Here is a 19,952-nt window from a genome sequence, read left to right on the forward strand (position 1 = left end):
AATCGATACCATCTACCACGTTGACCAGCTTTACCGCAAAGCTATTTTAGCGCCTGAAAAACATTATCTGGTAGATTCGCTAGCTGCCAGATATCACTTCCCAAAAGGGAAAGAGGAAGAAGCATTATTTGGGTTGATGAGGCAAACCGACTCGGCTAATATCAAGCGGATGCAAGTAATCCTTAAAAGCTACGGATATCCTGGGCAGAAGCTTGTAGGCGCGACCACAAACGAGGCGGCATTCTACGTCATCCAGCATTCCAATCAAATTCCGCAATACCTGCCACTGATTAAGCAGGCTGACGCAGAGGATGAACTATCCTTTCGGTTGTATGCCATGATGCTTGACCGCGACCTCATGCAGCACAACAAAGCGCAGGTATACGGAACACAGGGCTACAATTTTGGAGGCATTAACCCGAAAACCGGCAAGCCGGAACAACACAATATTATCTGGCCCATTCAAGACCCAGCCCGCGTTAATGAGCGCCGCAAAAAGGCCGGTTTCAGCCAAACGGTGGAACAAAACGCCTTGGGCTTGGGAACCAATCACCGCGTGCTGAAGATGGAGCAAGTAAGGGCGATGTCTGGTTATAGTCCCTTTTGAGATGGTACATTTTTGGGTGCTAAAAGAAAAAACCCGCCTAGAATGCTTCTAAGCGGGTTTTCAGTGGAGATGCAGGGATTCGAACCCTGGTCCAGACAAGGAAGCCAACGTGCTTTCTACGTGTGTATCTATGCTTGAATTTTCGAAGCGTTCCAGGCGCACATCAGGCCCTTGAAACTCCCTTAGCTGCAGTTGATTTTCGCCTCCGAATCACAGCTCTTCGAGGGCTAGTTTCTACTTACGACGCGCCGAACTCCCAGGTGTAAAAACTTACCCGGGCGGCACGATGGCAATGCTTAGTTCTAAACTAGGCAGCCATGGCGTACGAATAGTCGCCGATTGTTGTTTGATAGATTTTTTGGCGGGAGAGCTTCCATCAACTCCCGACACGCTTACCCGCGACTTGCGCAAGCTGTCAATTCCGGTCATCCCCAATTTAGAAAGAACGAGTCCTGCTGCACGTAGGGTAAGCGTTAGCTTGCCGACGCGTGCAGCGGGGCATAAATATACGGGATTATCAAGAAAATGTTTTGTGGGCGGGTTTTGTTGCTGGTGTGCGGTAAGCTTTAGTTTGCCGCCAGCCGCGCCGAAAGACCTAGCGGCCGGCAAGCTAAAGCTTACCCTACATCGGCATCAGGGGTATCTTTGCCAGCGTATCGACTATGGAAAATTTCGTTGTTTCGGCCCGGAAATATCGTCCGGCCACTTTTCGGAGCGTGGTGGGGCAGCAGCACGTCACTACTACCCTGCAAAACGCCATTCAGAGCCAGCACTTAGCGCAGGCGTTCCTGTTTTGCGGGCCGCGGGGCGTGGGTAAAACCACCTGCGCCCGCATCCTGGCCAAAACCATCAACTGCACTAACCTCACGCCCGAGGCGGAGGCTTGCGGCGTGTGCACTTCGTGCGTGGCGTTTCAGGAAAACGCCTCCTTCAACGTGCACGAGTTGGACGCGGCCTCCAACAATTCGGTGGAGGACATTCGCTCGCTGGTGGAGCAGGTGCGCTACGCGCCGCAGCAGGGGCGCTACAAGATTTATATTATTGATGAGGTGCATATGCTCTCGAATGCGGCCTTCAACGCCTTTTTGAAGACGCTGGAGGAGCCGCCGAGCTACGCCATCTTTATTCTGGCCACCACCGAGCGCCACAAGATTATCCCTACCATCTTGTCGCGCTGCCAGATTTTTGATTTCAACCGAATTAAGGTTGATGACATTCGGGAGCACCTGCGCTACGTGGCCACGAGCGAGGGTGTAACCGCCGACGACGACGCCCTGCACCTGCTGGCCCAAAAGGCCGACGGCGGCTTACGCGACGCGCTCTCCATGTTTGACCAGCAGGTGACGTTTGCCGGCAACAACCTGACGTACAAGGAGGTAGTGCAAAACCTGCACATCCTCGACTACGACTACTATTTCCGGCTGGTAGATGCCCTGCTGAGCGAAAACCTGTCGGCCGCGCTGCTGCTGCTCGATTCGGTGATGCAGCAAGGATTTGATTTACACAACTTTGTGGTAGGCACGGCCGAGCATTTGCGCGGCCTGCTGGTGTGCAAAGACCCCGTAACGGTGCAGCTACTGGAGGTGAGCGACAATATTCGGCAGCAGTACGTGCGGCAGGCGCAGGCCGCGCCGCTGCCCTTCCTGCTCTCGGCCCTGAACCTGGTGAGCCAGTGCGACCGTGAGTTCAAGCAGGCCAAGAACCCGCGCCTGCACGTGGAGCTGACGCTCATGAAGCTGGCGTATCTCAACGGTGCCGTGCAGTTTGTGCGCGACTTAACCCCTAGCTCCAACGGCGAGGCTAAAAAAAAAACTAACAGCCTAAGCCAGCTGGCCGTGGCCCCGGCGGCTACGGGTAGTACCAGCCACGCGGCCCCCGCCCCACAAGCCCCGGCCGCGGCGCAGGACCAGCCAGTAGCTTATGCGCCGGCCCCCACCCCACCCCAGGCACCAGCCTTGGTGCACGCCCCCGCTCCGGCCGATGGCCCCGAGCCGCTGCCCGTGGAAAACGGCGTAACCGAACTGCACCCTACGCCCAGCATAGAGGCCGAAGCCAGCGAGCCCGTACCGACGACGCGCTACCAAGTGCGCGATACCCTACCGCACGTCGAAACCGGCCGGCCCAGCATGCAGGGCCTGGAGCCTACCCAGCGCCCCACCGATGTGCGGCCCGGCACGGTTGCCGCCCCCAGCATCCCGGCCCTGCCCAAGCTACCCAGCCTGGCCAACCGCCTGCCCGGCCTGCGCGATGTGAGTACGCCCGCCGCCCCAGCAGCCCGTCCGGCGGCCACGGTAGCCGAGCCAGTCGCCGCGCCCACCGGCCCCATGCCACCCATCGCGCCCGAGCTACTGCAAAAAGTCTGGCAGCAACTGGCCGATGAGCGCCGGGCTCAGGACAAGATGAGCGAGTACACGGTGCTCAACCGCGCCGTGTCGGCCGATGCTGGCCACGTGATTACGCTTACAGTGGATAACCCAGTGCAAATCACGCAGTTCAATGATTTTAAGGCCGAGTTTATGACTGAGCTGCGGCGGCGCACCGGCTACCCTGGCCTCACGGTGCAGGCGGAGGTAGCCACGGCCGCCCCCACTGGCCGCAAGCTGTATACTTCCAATGATAAGTTTGCCTACCTGGCCGAGAAGTATCCTGCCTTGCAGGAAATGAAGCAACGGCTCGGGCTGGATGCGGATTTTTAGAGAACCATCAGGAAGCAGGTATTACTATAGAACGTCATGCCTCCCTGCATTCAGCATGACGTTCGCATCGTCGAACAAACCCGAATGACGCGAGCGAGATGCTTCTCTGCGTTCAGCATGACGTTCTTTTTGCTGGCTTTCAACGCCTGCCGCCCTACCCCGCCGCCACTATTGCGCGTGAGCGTGGTGGGCGACGTGCTGCTGGCCCGCACCGTGCCCGCCGCCCTGGCCCGCGACAGCGCCGCCCTACGCCGCACCACGCGGGCACTATGGGCCGGCAGCCGCTACGTAATCGGCAACCTCGAATGCCCGCTGGCCGACACTGCCCACCCAGCGGCTAAACCGATTGTTTTTCAGGCTAACCCGCGCTGGGCGGGGTGGCTGCGTAGCCTGGGGCTCACGCACGTTTCGCTGGCTAATAACCATACCCTCGACCAGCGCCTGCCCGGCTTGCGCGCCACCGCCCGCGCGGGGCGCGCCGCCCGGCTGGGCCTGCTGGGCTACCAGCCCGACTCGCTGGCCGGCTGCCTGTCCACGGTGCTGGGGGCCGATAGCAGCGTGGCCATTTTTGCCTATTCAGCTCTTACTCAAAACAGTATGGGTGAAGGCTGCGTGTGCGGCCGCGACTTTGCGGCGCTCTGCGAGCGGGTGGCGACCTACAAAACCCTTTTCCCTGAGCGGGCCGTGCTGGTGTACCTGCATTGGGGCACCGAGTACGCGGCGCAGCCCAGCGCTGAGCAGCGCCAGCAGGCCCACGACCTCGTGGAGGCAGGCGCGGCGGCCGTGGTGGGCGCCCATCCGCACGTGGTGCAGCCGGTGGAATTTTACCGGGGCCGGCCTATTGTGTATAGCCTGGGCAATTTCCTGTTTGACCAGCGTGGCGGCCCTGCTGCGCTGGCCGCGCAAGTAGATTTCGACCTCGAAGCCGGCCGTGTGGCCGCCACCTACCTGCGCCCGCTGCACCTGGCGAGAGCCGTGCCCCAGGCCGCCGACGCAGTGGCCTGCGCAGCCCTGGCCCAGCGCCTGCAACCCAGCGATGGCAGTACACAACTACTTACTAATAATGATAATAGCTGGCTACTGCGAGCTACCGCGCCAGCCACCGCCGCCGACTCGCTGCCCGCCTACCTGGTGCCGCACCTCGTGCTAAGCGGCCCGGCCGGCGCACGCACAACCGTGCGGCTGCGCTACCTGCCCCACATGCGCCAGTACCAGGTGCGCGCCCGCACTGGCAGCAGCGAAACGATGCTGGCGCTGGGCTTTCCGGTGTATCGGCTGGCGCAGGGCGACGTGGACAACGACGGCCGGCCCGATTTGCTGGTGGGGCCCGTCAAGCGCACGCCGCTGGACAAAGTGGTGCGGCGGCGGCTTTTTGTGTACCGCCTCGACAGCAGCGGGTACTTACGGCCGCGCTGGCGCGGCTCACGCCTGATGTTCAACATCTTGTATTTCAAAGCGCTATCTAAACAAGGCCGTACCTACGTGCAAACCATTGAGCAGGAGCCGAGTGGCCGCTACTGCATTGCGCTGTATCATTGGCAGGGCTTTGGGCTGGTGCTCGACCGGTTTTTGGCGCGCGGGCTGGCGCGGGCCGGGGCCTACCGGGCGTTCGTGCGGGCTTATTAGCCGGGCTGCTGATTTGTTGGGGAGAAGTCAGGTTAACAGTACCTTCTCTGCATTCCACTGTCAATCAACACGAAAGCTAAAAGCTAGTAGTTCATTACTTACTCACCGTTCTCCTTTCTTCATGACAAACAGACCCTTACTTCTTGTGCTGGGCGTGCTGGCCTTTGTGCTGGTCAGCCTGGGCGTGTATCAATGGCAGCGCAAGACTGATAAAGCGGCCGTGCCAGCCACCACGGGGCTAGCAGCCACGCCCGCGCCCAAGAATTTGGGCACCGGCCAAGACAATGGCTTTGGAGAAGTGGTGCCCGTGGTGCTGACGGAGGACAAGGCCCAGCTGAACGAGCTTTACCAACGGCCCGATATTGCGGAATTTTATAAAGACGGCGAAGGGGCCGACTCCTTTTCGCAGGAGGAAGGCTCGCACCACGCCCCGCCGCCGCCGTTTGATTTCAACCAACCCCTGGCCGGCAAGTCGTACCTCGACCTACTGCTGCTGCGCAACGAGCTGTACGCCCGCAACGGCTACTGCTTCATGAACAGCACGGCCCGCTCGTATTTCGATACCAAAAAATGGTACCGGCCGGTGTGGATGGGCGACACCTACGACGATAAAGGCACGGTAGTGGCCAAGGCCGTCGTCATTCCGGTGCCGCTCAACAAGCAGGAAGCGGCATTTGTGGAGAAAATTCATACCCAGGAAGTGCAGCTGCTGGTGCACCGCGTGGCCCCGCAGGGCGGCTTCCCCATGCTGGGACTCGACTTCGTGGTGAACCAGCGCGAGGAGCCGCTGACGCCGGCCATGCGCCCGGTGCTGGCCCGCAACAACTTCGTTCTCGTGCCCACCAAAGAGGAGCAGCTATTTTATCTCTACGACCAGAACGAGTATAGCTACACGCCAAATTTCGTCACTACCGACCTCATTCTCCAGCTGTTGCACAAGTACCTGAACGGTATTTTGAGCGATGTAGAGGAAACCCGCCTCGTGCCCGTAGTGGCCCAGATGCTGCGCCAGGGTGGCACCCAGGCCCAGGCGCTGGCCACCCAAAGCCAGAACCCCCAGGCCCGCGACGCGGCCGAGTGGGCCGCCGCCTACTACGCCGTTGGCCACCGCCTGCTCATGGGCGGCAACGCGCCCGTTGCCGGGGCCTACGCCGCTCAAGTGGCCACCGAGGTAAGCCGCAGCACCGGCGCCGAGGCCAAGGGTTCCAATTTTCTGCAAGACTCGCTCTTTGAGTATCAGGCCATGAAGCCGCGCGGCCAGTACACCCGCAACGACACTACGCGGCGCTACTTCCGTACGGTGAAGTGGCTGAATACGGCCCCCATTTTTCTGGATTCGGATGCCGGGCTGCTGCACGCCGTGGCGCTGGCTAAGGCCTTGGCCAGCAATGCGGAAGCTGCCAAGGGCTTCGCCAATCTTACCCACGTGCTCAATGTGCTGGTGGGCGACGAAGACAACCGCTCGCTCACCAACCTGCTGCTGCTGCTGAAAACGAACTACGCCGGGCAGTCGCTCGACCAACTGGTCGCGCCCGCCACGCTGGCCGGCCTGCGCCGGCAGCTAGTGGCCGCCGGCACCGACCGCATCCGGCCCAAGGGGGCTACCGACAAAGCCGTGGCAGCCCTGGCGCGGCCCACGCTGCTGTTCACGGCCGGGCGCTATACATTTGATGCCGAGATACTTTCGCGCCTCACCGAAGTCATGCGCAGCCCCAAGCCCCTGCGCCCCTTCCCGAAGGGCCTCGATGCATTTGCTGCCTTCGGCAACCGCACGGCCGAGGATATTTTGCTCAATCATTACAAAGAAGCCACGCATTGGCCGGCCTACCCCGACACGCTGCGGGCCGTGCAAAAACAGTTTTCGACCTATAAGAGCTGGGACCAGAACCTGTACACCAAAACCATGCAGGTGCTTATGGGCCTGAACGCGCCCAGCCCCGATACCAACCCACCCTACTTTGCCCGCACGCCGGCCTGGCAGCGGCGCAACCTCAGCACCGCCCTCGCTGGCTGGGCCGAGCTCAAGCACGATTTGCTGCTGTACTCCGAGCAGCCCATGGGGGCCGAGGAGGGCGGCGGCGGGGGCGGCCCGCCCCCGCCCGACCACCTTGGCTACGTAGAGCCCAACCTGCCCTTCTGGAACCGGGCACTGGCGCTGCTTGCCTTTCAAAACCAAGCGCTGCACCGCCTCAACGCCAGCACGCCCCACCTCGACAGCCTCAATAGCGGCATCCGCCAGCTGGTGACCAAGCTGCACCGCCTGGCCCGCAAGGAGGTAGCCCACGAAAAGCTGACCACCGATGAAATGAACAGTCTATCATCGGTGGGCGGTGAGGTAGAAGGCCTTACGCTGCGGGCGCTAAAGATGGCTGACTATGACCCGCTGCCCGACCGCGAGCGCCACATCGGCCTGGTAGCCGACGTATATGCCTTCAATGAGGAGGTACTGGAAGAGGCCGTCGGCGCGGCCGACGCGCTCTACGTGGTGGTTGAAATCAACGACCTGCCCGTGCTGGCGCGCGGAGCCACGCTCAGCTACTACGAGTTTGCCAGCAAAACCCGCCTCACCGACGAGGAGTGGCGCGCCCAGCTGACCAAGCAGCCGCAACCCCGCCCCACTTGGTTGCGCGACCTCATTGTGCCGGTGCCCGCTTTAAATAAGGGCGTTGGTAAGAATCAGTAAATCAATTTTTTGTAAGTAGCGCGGACTTTGCAAATCTGCGCTACCTAGCCTACACCACCTGCCCTACTCCAAACAGCACCGTGAACACCAGCGTGCTCAACGCCATTTGCTTCAGCAGCGGGTCGAGCCGCATCGACTCTTGGCGCGCCCACACCTGATAGCCGTTGAAGGCAAATAGCGGCAGACTGAGCACGAATAGCCACTGCCAGGGCGAGTGGTAGGTGAGCGCCACGTATATCACCGCCCCCCCGATGCCCAGCAGCAGCAGCAGCCAGTGGTAGCGGCGCGCATGGCGCGGCCCCAGCCGCACCGGCACCGTGATTTTACCCGCCAGCTCATCCGAGGCAATGTCGCGGATGTTGTTGACGTTGAGCACCGCCGTGGCAAAGCAGCCCAGCGCGGCGGCGGGCAGTAGCACGGCCAGCGGCAGGCTACGGGCCTGCAAAAAGTAGGTGCCGCATACGCCTACTAGTCCAAAAAACAGGAACACCGAAATGTCGCCCAGCCCCGCGTAGCCATACGGGTTGCTGCCCGCCGTGTAGTTCACGGCCGCCCAAATGGCGGCCAGCCCCAGCCCCAAAAACGCCAGCAGCACCCATGCACCCGCCAGCCCCAGGGCCAGCAGCAGCAACCCGATGCCGCTCACCAGCGCCGCCACTCCAAAGCCCCACATAGCGCGCTTCATCTCGGCCGGCGTGATGGCCCCTCTCTGTACGGCGCGCAGCGGGCCCTGGCGGTGCACACTGTCGGCCCCGTTCTGCGAGTCGCCGTAGTCGTTGGCGAGGTTGCTCAGAATTTGCAGCAAAATGGTGGTAAATGCGGCCAGCGCCACCACCGGGCCATTAAATTGCCCGGCCGCCTTGGCCAAAAAGCCCGCCGTAAGAATGCTGGCCAACGCCAACGGCAGCGTGCGAGGACGAAACGCCGAAATCCAGGGTGACATAAAAAAGATGTGTGATAGTTAAAAAGCGGCTTTCATTGCGAGCGCAACGCAGTGAAGCGCGGCAATCTTTCCTTTCCGTTGGGTTAGTAACCCTAGCGTGAAGGAAAAATTGCCGCGCTCCGCGTTGCTACGCTCGCAATGACAGGCGATTCAGCGAGTGAATTACTTCGTAATGGCCGACACCAGCTCGGGGTCGCTGGGCTTCACTTTCGAGGGGTAGAATGCCACGACGTGGCCCTGCTCATCAACTAGGTATTTGCAGAAATTCCAGCTCGGAGCCTCGGCTACTGCGCCGTTCTTAGCCTTGTCGGCCAGAAACTTATAGAGCGGGGTAGCGTCGTCGCCCTTCACGGCTACGGTCGAAAACAGCGGGAACGTCACGCCGTAGTTCTTCTGGCAGAAGGAAGCTACCTCCTCGTTCGAAGCCAGCTCCTGGTTGAAGCTGTTGGACGGGAAGCCCAGCACGGTCACCTTATTGCCGTACTTTTTCGAGAGCTCCTCCAACTCCTTATACTGCGGGGTGAAGCCGCACTTGGAAGCGGTGTTCACGATGAGGATTTTCTTGCCCTTGTACTTGCTCAGCTTCACGTCTTTACCATCAATGGTCTTCACCGTGAAGTCGTAGACGGTGCCAGCGGCGGCGGTTTCGGTGGGGTGCATAGGCGCGGGACGGTGGGTGATGAAAGCCAGGCTGATGGTAGTGGCCGCAGCCAGGGCAAGGGCAGTAAATTTCATAACGAATTCGGCAGTTTGGTGAGGTAAAGCTGCTGATAACCAGCAACGCGGCCGGAGGTTCAAAAAGGGTGCCACCCCTGGCTAGTACGTGCTAGGGCTTGGGGGCGGGGGCGGGCACAGTGGGGCCAGCCGGTACCGTTACCGGGGCCGGCTGCGCGCCGGTATTGAGCAAATCGACCAAATTGAGGGGGGCCAGTTCGGTAGTATCGCCGGGCTGCACGGCCCGCACCGTATCGCGGATGGCCCGCACGATGTACTTGTTGGCGGGCCCCTTGAGGCTCACCGAGTAATTGAGGTTGTCGCGCTGATTGGCCGTAATCAGGCCCTTGTTCTGCATGATGTCGGCGATAAAGCGGAAGTACCAGCGCGTGGCCCCGCGCAACTCACCGTAGATGTTGAACGACTCACGGTAGTATTTGGGCTTGGGAATGATGCTGGCCAGGTAAATACACTCGCCCAGGTTGAGCTCGCTGGGCCGCTTGGCATAGTAAAACAGCGCTGCCTCGCCAATGCCGTACACGCCGCGCTTGCCGCTGGGCCAGCGGTAGGCCGTGGGGCCCCACTCCACAATGTTGAGGTATATCTCAAACATGCGCTGCTTGGTGAGCGAATGGGTGCGGTCAACGAGCCAATTCTCTATTAGCCACACAATTAGCATTTCCTCGGCCTTGCGGCCCACGGTTTTTTCGCGGCTCAGAAACACGTTTTTCACCAGCTGCATGCTCAGCGTACTGCCGCCGCGAGCGAAGCGCTTCTCCTTAATGTCTGCGATGGCTGCATTAACAAAGGCTTTTTCCATAAAGCCTTTGTGCTTAAAGAACTGCGGGTCTTCAGTCGTTTGGATAACGGCCGGCATGTAGGGCGACACCTCCTGGAAGGGCGTGAAGTCGGGGTTGCTCGGCCCCACCTTAAACGTGCGCAGCGAATCGCCCTTGTCGTTGTAGGCCGTGAAGGGGAATTCTCCTTCCAGCATCCGCAGGTCTTCCTTACCAAAGTGCGTGATGCTGAAGTCTTTACTAGGCATCAGCGACGAAGCCAGGTGCAGGCTATCCACCTGTTTCAGGTCTACGTCGGCCTTGAGGTGGTAGGCCAGCGTGCCCGTGCCCGCCGTGCCGGCCACCACATCGAACATACCCTCGGGCAGCGAGTTAAAAAACGCGTTGGTGGGCGCCGGGTCCGAGTCCACCTTCAGGCTAACGGCCAGCTTAGGCTTGAGCCGCACCGCGATTTCGGGGTGAAAAACGAGTTGGTTGAGCACCGCCCGCGTGCCGGGGTCGAGTGCTACCGTGCCCCGGCCCAGCGTGGCCACAAAGTCGAGCTGGCCCCGGTGCACTACAATATCCTGCGACGACAGCCGCTTGTGAAAGAAGCTGAAGTTGCGGGCCGCCACCGAGCCACGCACGGTAAGCTTGCCGCCCGTTTTGGTATCAGCCGCAAAGTCTTTGCCCGTCAGCTGCACCCGAATGGTATCGAACGACACCAGCGCCCCGAAGCGGCGCGCCACATAAGGCACTTGTACCGGGCCACTTACGCCAAACAGCCGCACGTTCATGGCGTAGTCGCCGGGCTCGATGGTGCCGCTCACGCCCAGCTCATTCACCACCGAATCGACGCTGGCCGTGAGGCGGCCTTCTACCTGGCCATCGTTGATGCTGAGGCGCGGCATAACCAGCTGCACCTGGTGGTGGGGGCTGCCGTAGCTCACCACAAACTGCCGAAAATCGGCCTCGCCGGGCACGTTGCCGAAGCCCGCATCAAGCACCTGGTTGAGCAGCAGGCCGTAGTTGCGGCCCAGGGCCGTATCGCGGGCCACGGGGGCCGCGGTTTTTTTCTTTAGCAGAAAGGAGAAGTTGGTACCGCCGCGGGCATCCTTGTGCGCTGTGAGGTGGGCGCGGTCAATCTGCAATTCGCTGAACACCGGCCGGCCCGCAAACAGCGAGCGCAGGCTGAGGCCGGCCACCAGGCGGCGGGCCGTAAGCAGCGTATCGCCGTTGGCCACTGGCCCAGCCAAAGCATTGGGCACTAGACTCATACCGCCTATCTCTACGGTGCGCAGGCCCGTGAAGCGGGCGGGGCCCAGCGTGAGGGTCACGGGGTACTTGCGCTCAACGCGCGTTTTTACTTCGCCCAGCGCATAGTTGAGCAGCTGCTGGCGCTTCCACAAAAAGACCACCAGGGCCAGCAGCACTACCGCTAGCAGGCCGCCCAAGGCATAAATAATTCGTTTTTTGGCAACAGCTGATACGTGCATTAGCGCAAAGGTAAGATTTTCGTTTCTGGTTTGCTTGTTTTCAAAAAGTGAACCGGCACCGGGCGGCGCAGCTTTTTGGAGTTGGCGCTCCTCCGGCAATCGGCCCTCAGTAGCTTTGTGGGCCCCCAACGTTCGGCTCCCCTCCCCATGCTCACTGCCCTTTCGCCCCTCGACGGCCGCTACCAGCGCCAGACTGCCCCGCTCGGCCCCTACTTTTCGGAGCTGGCCCTGATGCGCTACCGTGTGCGGGTGGAGGTGGAGTATTTTATTGCCCTTTGCCAACTGCCGCTGCCCCAGCTGGCAGCCGTGCCCGCGAGCGTGTTTCCGGCCCTGCGCGGGCTGTACGAGCAGTTTGGCGAGGCCGAAGCCCAGGCTATCAAAGCCCACGAAGCCGTAACCAACCACGACGTGAAGGCCGTGGAATACTACCTGCGCGACGCGTTTACCCAGCTTGGGCTCGACCAATTTCTGGAGTTCATCCACTTTGGCCTCACTTCGCAGGATATCAATAACACCGCCATTCCGCTGAGCCTGAAGGAGGCCATGAACGATGTACTGCTGCCGCGCTTCACGCAGATGATGAGCCAGTTAGCTACCCTGGCCGCCAGCTGGGACCACGTGCCCATGCTGGCCCGCACCCACGGCCAGCCCGCCTCGCCCACTCGCCTGGGCAAGGAGCTGACGGTGTTTGTGGCCCGGCTCGAAGGCCAGCTGGCCTTGCTGAGCCAAGTGCCCTACGCGGCCAAGTTTGGCGGGGCTACCGGGGGCTTCAATGCCCACGTTGTGGCCTATCCCGGCACCAACTGGCACGCCTTTGCCCAGGGCTTTGTGAACGGCACGCTGGGTCTGCACCGCACCTTCCCCACCACCCAAATTGAGCCCTACGACAACCTGGCGGCCTTTTGCGACGGCTGGAAGCGCCTCAACACCATCCTCATTGACCTCTGCCGCGACGTGTGGCAATATATTTCGCTGGGCTATTTCAAGCAGACGCTGAAAGCCGGCGAGGTCGGCTCCTCAGCCATGCCGCACAAGGTAAATCCTATCGACTTTGAGAACGCCGAGGGCAACCTGGGCCTGGCCAATGCCCTGCTGGAACACTTCGCCGCCAAACTGCCGATTTCGCGCCTCCAGCGCGACCTCACCGACTCCACGGTGCTGCGCAACCTGGGTGTGCCGCTGGGCCACCTACTTATTGCGCTGGGCGCCATTGGGCGCGGCCTGGGCAAGCTGGCCCTGGATGAAAGCGCCTTGCAGCGCGACCTGGAGGCCAACTGGGCCGTACTGGCCGAGCCCATTCAGACCATTCTGCGCCGCGAAAACTACCCCGACCCCTACAATGCCCTCAAGCAGCTCACGCGCACCGGCGGGGCCATTTCGGCCGCCACCATCACCACCTTCGTGGAGGAGCTCGACGTGCCCGAAAGCGTGAAAGCCGAGCTGCGCGCCCTCACGCCGGCTAGTTACGTAGGGCGCTAACCCAACTGTTTAGCTGCTATTTTTACCGACTGCCTGCTTTTTTAACCAATCCGTGTCTGAGCTACTTCACGATATTCCCGTTCGCCCCGACTGCCGGTTTTTTCGCGGTGACCTTCCCTGCCGCCCCAATAAGGAGCACGGCTATATGTGCGGCGATTGCCCGGTATATGAGCCAGTTACGAAGCGTATCCTGCTCATTAAGCTCGGAGCCATCGGCGATGTCATTCGCACCACGCCGCTGCTGCGGCGGCTGCGGCAGGAGTACCCAGGCTGCTACATCACCTGGCTCACGCTCACGCCCGCCATCCTGCCCCAGCGCGAGGTAGAGGAGATTTTGAAATTCGACTACGCCAGCGCCTTGCAGCTGCAAGCCCGGCAGTTTGATATCGCCATCAACCTCGATAAGGAGAAGGAAGCCTGCGCATTATTACTCAACGTGCAGGCCACCAGCAAGTTCGGCTACACCCTGCGCCCCTACGACGGCGTGCCGTGGCCCATCAACCAGCTGGCCGACCACAAGTATCTAACCGGCGTATTCGACCAGCTCAGCATTGGCAACACCAAGCCCTACGTGCAGGAAATATTCGAGCTCTGCGGGTTTGACTTCCGGGGCGAAGAGTACGTGTTCGACACCCACGACGACAAGGGCTACGACTGGTCGGCCCTGCCACCCGCCGGCGCGGGCCCGCGCATCGGTCTCAACACCGGCTGCGGCGACCGCTGGACCACCCGCCTTTGGAGCACCGAAAAGTGGATTGCCCTGATTACCCAGCTCCAGGCCGCCGGCTACGCGCCCGTGCTACTGGGCGGCGAAGCCGAAGCCCCCCGCAACCTGGAGCTGCAAGCCGCCACCGGTGCGGCCTACTTGGGCACCTTCCCGCTGCCCCAGTTCATCAACCTCATGCACCAGATGGCTGGCATTGTTACGCAAGTAACTATGGGCATGCACATTAGCATTGCCCTGCGCAAGCCCACTATCCTGATGAACAACATCTTCAACCCCCACGAATTTGACCTCTACGGCCGCGGCCAAATTGTGGGCCCCAACAAGCAGTGCGTATGCTTTTACCGCGGCAGCTGCCGCCTGGGCACCAGCTGCATGGAGGACCTGCCCGCCGAGAAGGCATTTGCCGCCGTGCTCGAAAGCGTGCCGCTGGTGTAGTGCGGCAAGCTTTAGCTTACCGCAAATATCTTAGATAACACGCTGATTTAAAGTTACTTATGGCAAAGTAAAGATTACCGCACTACCGCGCCACTTCCTTAAGCGCGGCCACCATCACTTCCCACGAAAACTTTTTAGCTTCCTGCCGCACGCCAGCCGCAAAGGTTTCCTCACGGTCGTTGGCGTAAAAATCAACCAGCGCCCCGGCAATCGCCGGGGCCGCAGGTGACACCACATAGCCTACCACGCCGGCCGGAATCAGCTCGGCCAGCCCGCCCACGTCGGTTACCAGCATGGGCCGCCCAAAGTGGTACGCCACCTGCGATACCCCACTCTGGGTAGCGTTTTTGTAGGGCTGCACAACCATATCGGCCGCGCAGAAGTAGTTGACCACCTGTTCGTTAGGAATAAAATCCGTAGCGCGTACCAGCTTACTTTCTAACCCAAGCCGCTGAATAATAGCCTCATACGGTGCGGCATCTTCATAAAACTCGCCTGCTATAAGCAACTTCACTGGCAGCGCGGCCACCCGCGCATCGGCCAGCGCTTCGAGCAAAATATCGAGCCCCTTATACGCCCGGATGAACCCAAAAAACAGCACGTAGTGAAACGCCGACGATAGCCCCAGCGCCGCCAGTGCCTCGGCCTTGGGCTTGGCCGGCCCAAAGTTATCGTACAGTGGATGAGGACGATACAAGGCAGGCTTCGTCCCAAAGCCCAGCCGCTGCAAGTCGGCCAGTACGCTGCGGCTCATGGTTACGAAGCCGTCGCAGGCACTCAAAAAGTAGCGTGTGAGCGGCCTATCGCCCGGCCTCTTCTCGTGCGGAATTACGTTGTCGGTAATGGCCACCACCCGCGTGTGGCCGTTGCCGCGCACCAGCCGCGCCACCGTGCCCAGCGCCGGCCCCATGAGTGGCAGCCAAAACCGAAACACCACTAAATCGGGCCGTTCGCGCCGTAGCCGCCGCCCCACCGCCAGCCAGCTCAGTGGGTTTACCGAGTTCAGGCTCACCTCAATATCGAGGTCGGCCGGCCCCAACTCAGTACTAAACTGCGTTTGCCCCGGAAATAAAAACTCTGGGTATTGTAGCGAAAACGTGACGAGCCGTACCTCATCGCCCGCCGCCCGAAAGGCCCGCGCCAGCCGCTCATTATACGTGGCCAGCCCGCCGCGCAATGGGTAAGCTGGACCAATAATTACGATTTTCATTTAGTAGTGAGCCTGTTGCACGCACCTATTCTACTGGCTGATAATTGTTAATTGGAACTACCGCAGCGTTTCGCGCACGAGGTAATCGTCGCGGCGCGGCCCGTTCAGCTGCACCATCTCGGCCAGAAAACCGGCCAGAAATAGCTGCACGCCAATAATAACTGCCACCAGTGCCATAAAAAACAACGGCTGGTCGGTTACGTTGCGCGCCCGCAGGTTATGCAGCGACAGCCACACCTTCTCGCCCGTTAGCCACAGCGTCAGTATCATGCCGATGAAGAAGGAAATTGTACCCAGCGTGCCAAAAAAGTGCATGGGCCGCCGCCGAAACCGGCTCACAAACGTGATGCTGGCTAAGTCCAGAAAGCCGTATACGAAGCGCTCCAGCCCGAACTTGGTCACGCCGTATTTACGCTCCTGGTGCTGCACCACCTTCTCGCCTATCTTCGTGAACCCGTTCCACTTAGCTATCACCGGAATATACCGGTGCATCTCGCCATATACCTCAATAGCTTTCACCACGCGCTGGTCGTAAGCCTTTAGCCCGCAGTTGAAATCGTGCAACTGAATGCCCGAAATCGCCCGCGTCGCGCCGTTAAAAAGCTTGGTCGGAATCGTCTTTGAAAGCGGGTCGAAGCGCTTCTGCTTCCAGCCGCTCACCAGGTCATAGCCGTCCTCCGTCACCATACGGTACAGCTCCGGCAGCTCCTCGGGTGAGTCTTGCAGGTCGGCATCCATGGTGCACACCACCCGCCCGCGCGCCGCCTCAAAGCCCACATTAAGCGCCGCCGACTTACCATAATTTCGGTTGAAGCGAATGCCGCGTAAGGCCATGTCCTGCCCCGCCAGCGCCTCAATCACCGCCCACGAGTTATCCGTCGAGCCGTCGTCAATCAGGATAACCTCGTACGACAACCCGCGCGCCGTGAGCACCCGCGCAATCCAGCGCGTTAGTTCGGGTAGCGATTCCTCCTCATTAAGCAAGGGAATCACGATGGAAATCTCCACCGAAAAAGCAGCCAGCTTATTCAAATTCAGGCTTTGCATTTTTAATAATAGCCGACGTTATTAAGCTGATAATAAAGCCAATAACTACCGAGCCAATCAGCACAAAAATCAGCAGAATAGGCCCGCTGGTAAACTTAGCCGACATAGCCATCGCTTGGTCAATCTGGGCATCCGACATGTTGCCCTTGGCTTCCATATCAGTCCGCACCTTTTCCATGGCCCGCGTCATCATTTCAGGGTCCACAAAATTGGTGTAGACATACGTGAACACAGTACTCAGCAGCCCCACCACCACCGACAGCACCGTGCCAATACCAAGCCCCTGCCCGTAGCTCATAAACCCTGCGTTTTGCCGCTTGAAATCTCGCTGCGCCAAAATAATGCCTACCACCATCACCGCCGTAGTTAGGTAGCGGATGGGAGAAGACTCTAAATGCATGGCATCTATCCCAAAGGAGACAATGACACTGACCAACCCGGTTATCAGTCCAAAGCGCGAGCCAACACTAGTTGGCGTAACCAGCTCATTAGTAGTTGTTTCCATAAAAATAGATTTAAGTGAGCAGACCGGCCTGCTACTTGCGCAAAAATAGGCCACTTGGCACTGCCAACACTACTCCCAGCAGCAGCACCCGCGTAAAAGTACCCAGGGCAAGGTCGCCTTCCGATAGCTCAGCTATCTGCTTCAGCTCCTGCGCCTCAAACTGCGCATTGCGTTTCTGCTTGTCGCGTATATCCTGCTGCACCCGCACAATTTCGAGCATTTCCACCCGGTTTTTAGCGAGGGACTTTTCTCCAACGCCGTGCGCTAACCCCCACACACTACCCGCGGCAATAAGGGCGGCAATGGCCGCCGTTAGCCACCCCACCGCCAGCGCCCGGCCCACGCCCGGCCGTTGCGGGGCCAGCATGTGGCGCAGTACCCACTGGCTACCCGCCACGGCCAACGGCACCAGCAGTTGACCCATCAACTGCTTAGGTCCAAACGCGTTATTGCCAGATAGTTGTAAAAATAGCAGCCAGGCCGCGCACACCACACCGGCGCCCACGCCAAAGCGCAGGCCCAGTCGTACTATCAGCGCCGAGGCAGGGGCAGAAGGGAACGTTGTCTTAATCGTTGGGTTAGTGGGTTGCATAAGCTTTTAATCGGCCTGCAAGATACGCCCAGCCTTTTCGCTAGCTTTTGCCCACTCAGGCCATTGCCGCACGTGCTGCCACTCGCTGCCGGCCAAACCGCAGCAGAAGCCCCTCAACCAACAAGCAGCCCAGCGCCGCCAGTAAGCAATAGCGCCACAAGGGCTGCCCCGTTTGGGCCGCCCGAAAACGCGCCAGCTTTTCCGGCTGTGCACCGTTTTCCAGCACCTGCACATTTGGATGGTTGGGCCCAATAAGCTGGCGCAGTTCCGCCGCTGAGTAGGCCGCCAGTTCCGATTCCTGCTTCGCCGCATTAAAAGCCAGGGTCGTAATCACTTTGCCTTGGTGCTGCAATGTATAAAACCCTGGCGCGCTCATGCCAGCAGGCACATCAAGGTGCAGCTGCCCCCCCTGCACGCGCTGCCCCGCAATATAGGTGGCACTATCGTGCACCAAGCGGTAACTCGCCTCCTGCCCCACTGGCTGGCCCTCCCCACTTGGCACCGTCAGGGCCAGCGCTGGCGTTGAAAGCCGATAAGCCGGCAGCTGGTCGGTCTGGTAGCTAAGCATGGCCATTCTATACAGCACAGGAACAAACAAGGCGTGGGTCGTAAAATCGGAATACGCCTGGGCAAAAGGCGCAGCGAAAATGTACGCCCGCCCCGCGCCGCTGCTAAACTGCGTTAAAAACGCGTCGCCGTCGCGCAATCGCAAAATATCCGTGCCCGCTTGCCCCAGGCGCAACACTGGCGCCACCTGCGGCATCGCCACCCGCGGTGGCTGCGCCCCAAACACGTCCCTGAAGAAGGGGTCGCGCGCATTAGGCATTAGCACCGCCTGGCGCTCCGGCAAATCAGCCGCCACATCTTGCCACTGCTCCCCACCAACACCCAATCCCTTAAACAGCTCATGGTAAGTAGCATGAGAGGCTGGGCCAGCCGAAGGTACGACCACCACGCTTCCTCCCCGCCGCACTACGCCCACTAGTGCCTCTCGCAAGCCTGCCTCAATCCGAGGCAACTCCCGTACTAATACGAGGTTGGTCCGCCGCAACCGCCCATAGTCAACTGCCTGCGGCTTCGCAAAAGCATAAGTAAAAAGTGGCTCACTTTCGTAAGCTGCACGCGTAGCCGGCTCCTCGCCAATCTCTACTACATCAATTGCTGCTGTCGCCTGCAACGTGAAATAATACGTATTATCAAAGTTCACCGGGGCATCCTGCGTTATAATTCGCCCTCGTGCCAGCTTTGCATCCGGTAGCTGAATCTGTGCAATTACTTCAGTAGCCTGCCCGGCACCCATCGATACTTGAAATGTTGCTGCTTGTTGATTACCCAGCATCACCTTCACAGGGCAGGCAGCTATGGCCGCCGCTCCACCATTTCGCAAGCGAATGTGAAGAGCCACATTCGCTTGTGCACGGACAAAAGCATCATTCAGCCACGCACTATCCACGTAGATATTAGCCGCCGGTTTAGCTACCAAAGGCACTAAAATCACATTTTCCCGAGTGTGTATCTGCTGCAAGCTCTGCGGCAGCATCTCGCTCTTCTGGAAGTCACTAACTATATAAAAGGGTCCCTGCTGCCCCCCCTGCAAAGCTTGCCGGGTAGTGGCATTTCCCCAGCCGCGCACCGAAGCCCGCTGATTGGCAACAGCTGTTAAGTAAGCAGCTTCCTGCATACTACTATGGTCTTGACCTATCAACTTAAACCGGGTAGTTGCTCCGTAGCTCCGCCCCAAAGCTTTTCCACTAGTTATAGCCTCTTGGCGCAATTGCTCCTGCGACTGGCCAAGTACTTGCATACTACCCGAATTATCAACCAGCACGTTAACTAACCCTCCGCCAGTCACAACTACTTGTCTGTTAATCGGAATGAATGGTTGGCAAAACAATAGTACCAACGCAATAACTGCTAATACCCGCGCCAGCAATACAAGTAATTCCTGTAATTGCCGACGCCGCATAGTCATAAGTTCCACTTCCCGAATAAACCCTGTATTCGTAAAAAGTATTCTCTGAGGCTTCCTTAGCTGCAATAAGTGAATAGCAACTGGCGCCCCAATCGCTAACATTCCCCACAAAAACCCTGGATATAGTAGCTGCATTATGTGATAAATCTGCTCAACATTAAGTGCAATGCGAGAACAGTAAAATTACCCCATTTATTTAACGCAAGCTGGGAAAAGCATCATGATCATGCGTTATTTAGCCAATCTGCTGAAAAGCAGAAGATCCAAATTTCTCCATAAACGGGAGAGCCCCCTGCCGGGCGCTGATAAAAGCGCTTGGCAGGGGGCTCTCTGTCTAAAGTTGGCGGCGACCGACTCTCCCACCGGTGAAGGCAGTACCATAGGCGCACCGGGGCTTAACGACTCTGTTCGGAATGGGAAGAGGTGAACACCCGGGCTAAAGCC

At 59.6% G+C, this 19,952-nt stretch carries 14 protein-coding genes, 1 rRNA gene and 1 other RNA gene; 6 read left to right on the forward strand and 10 right to left on the reverse strand.

The window, feature by feature from the left end:
- The first annotated feature begins 136 nt into the window (after positions 1 to 136).
- Entirely contained in the window at positions 137 to 607 is a 471-nt protein-coding gene (locus QMK33_RS10680; RefSeq protein WP_283564574.1) for a DUF6624 domain-containing protein, read from the forward strand.
- A gap of 61 nt (positions 608 to 668) precedes the next feature.
- Here QMK33_RS10680 and ssrA read toward each other — a convergent pair.
- Positions 669 to 1,040: a transfer-messenger RNA gene (gene ssrA / locus QMK33_RS10685) on the reverse strand.
- A gap of 229 nt (positions 1,041 to 1,269) precedes the next feature.
- On the opposite strand from ssrA, the gene QMK33_RS10690 reads away from it, so the two are divergent.
- The 3 genes from QMK33_RS10690 to QMK33_RS10700 all read left to right on the forward strand — a co-directional run bounded on the left by QMK33_RS10690 (position 1,270) and on the right by QMK33_RS10700 (position 7,612).
- A complete protein-coding gene (locus QMK33_RS10690) occupies positions 1,270 to 3,303 on the forward strand; it encodes a DNA polymerase III subunit gamma/tau (RefSeq protein WP_283564575.1) in 2,034 nt (677 codons plus the stop codon).
- Positions 3,304 to 3,420: 117 nt separating this feature from the next.
- Positions 3,421 to 4,929, forward strand: coding sequence for a CapA family protein (locus QMK33_RS10695; protein WP_283564576.1), 1,509 nt, complete (start codon positions 3,421 to 3,423; stop codon positions 4,927 to 4,929).
- Positions 4,930 to 5,050: 121 nt separating this feature from the next.
- On the forward strand, positions 5,051 to 7,612 hold the full coding sequence (locus tag QMK33_RS10700; RefSeq protein WP_283564577.1) for a DUF3160 domain-containing protein: 2,562 nt from the start codon (positions 5,051 to 5,053) through the stop codon (positions 7,610 to 7,612).
- Positions 7,613 to 7,661: 49 nt separating this feature from the next.
- On the opposite strand, the gene QMK33_RS10705 is transcribed toward QMK33_RS10700, so the two are convergent.
- The 3 genes from QMK33_RS10705 to QMK33_RS10715 form a co-directional block, all read right to left on the reverse strand.
- Positions 7,662 to 8,555 (reverse strand): 1,4-dihydroxy-2-naphthoate polyprenyltransferase, encoded by an 894-nt coding sequence (locus QMK33_RS10705; RefSeq protein WP_283564578.1) that lies wholly within the window; start codon positions 8,553 to 8,555, stop codon positions 7,662 to 7,664.
- Between the two features lie 162 nt (positions 8,556 to 8,717).
- Positions 8,718 to 9,290 (reverse strand): glutathione peroxidase, encoded by a 573-nt coding sequence (locus QMK33_RS10710; protein ID WP_283564579.1) that lies wholly within the window; start codon positions 9,288 to 9,290, stop codon positions 8,718 to 8,720.
- A 91-nt stretch (positions 9,291 to 9,381) separates the two neighbouring features.
- Positions 9,382 to 11,541, reverse strand: a complete 2,160-nt coding sequence (locus QMK33_RS10715) for a biosynthetic peptidoglycan transglycosylase (RefSeq protein ID WP_283564580.1) — start codon at positions 11,539 to 11,541, stop codon at positions 9,382 to 9,384.
- A 147-nt stretch (positions 11,542 to 11,688) separates the two neighbouring features.
- Between QMK33_RS10715 and purB the strand changes: the two genes are divergently transcribed.
- Together purB and QMK33_RS10725 are read left to right on the forward strand one after the other, a co-directional pair.
- A complete protein-coding gene (gene purB / locus QMK33_RS10720) occupies positions 11,689 to 13,020 on the forward strand; it encodes an adenylosuccinate lyase (protein WP_283564581.1) in 1,332 nt (443 codons plus the stop codon).
- A 52-nt stretch (positions 13,021 to 13,072) separates the two neighbouring features.
- Positions 13,073 to 14,182, forward strand: a complete 1,110-nt coding sequence (locus tag QMK33_RS10725) for a glycosyltransferase family 9 protein (protein WP_283564582.1) — start codon at positions 13,073 to 13,075, stop codon at positions 14,180 to 14,182.
- Between the two features lie 82 nt (positions 14,183 to 14,264).
- Here the strand turns inward: QMK33_RS10725 and QMK33_RS10730 are convergent, their stop codons facing one another.
- The 6 genes from QMK33_RS10730 to rrf form a co-directional block, all read right to left on the reverse strand.
- Positions 14,265 to 15,392 carry a glycosyltransferase gene (locus tag QMK33_RS10730; protein WP_283564583.1) on the reverse strand — a complete coding sequence of 376 codons (1,128 nt, stop codon included), beginning with the start codon at positions 15,390 to 15,392 and terminating at the stop codon, positions 14,265 to 14,267.
- A 57-nt stretch (positions 15,393 to 15,449) separates the two neighbouring features.
- A complete protein-coding gene (locus tag QMK33_RS10735; protein WP_283564584.1) occupies positions 15,450 to 16,439 on the reverse strand; it encodes a glycosyltransferase family 2 protein in 990 nt (329 codons plus the stop codon).
- Positions 16,417 to 16,944, reverse strand: a complete 528-nt coding sequence (locus tag QMK33_RS10740) for a DUF4199 domain-containing protein (RefSeq protein ID WP_283564585.1) — start codon at positions 16,942 to 16,944, stop codon at positions 16,417 to 16,419. The genes QMK33_RS10735 and QMK33_RS10740 overlap by 23 nt, the downstream gene beginning before the upstream one ends.
- A gap of 31 nt (positions 16,945 to 16,975) precedes the next feature.
- Positions 16,976 to 17,536, reverse strand: coding sequence for a DUF4199 family protein (locus QMK33_RS10745; protein WP_283564586.1), 561 nt, complete (start codon positions 17,534 to 17,536; stop codon positions 16,976 to 16,978).
- 55 nt (positions 17,537 to 17,591) lie between these two features.
- Positions 17,592 to 19,643 carry a BatA domain-containing protein gene (locus QMK33_RS10750; RefSeq protein ID WP_283564587.1) on the reverse strand — a complete coding sequence of 684 codons (2,052 nt, stop codon included), beginning with the start codon at positions 19,641 to 19,643 and terminating at the stop codon, positions 17,592 to 17,594.
- A 203-nt stretch (positions 19,644 to 19,846) separates the two neighbouring features.
- Positions 19,847 to 19,952 (reverse strand): 5S ribosomal RNA (gene rrf / locus QMK33_RS10755); the annotation flags it as partial.

The sequence above is a fragment of the Hymenobacter sp. H14-R3 genome (genome assembly GCF_030063445.1).
Classification (GTDB): domain Bacteria; phylum Bacteroidota; class Bacteroidia; order Cytophagales; family Hymenobacteraceae; genus Hymenobacter.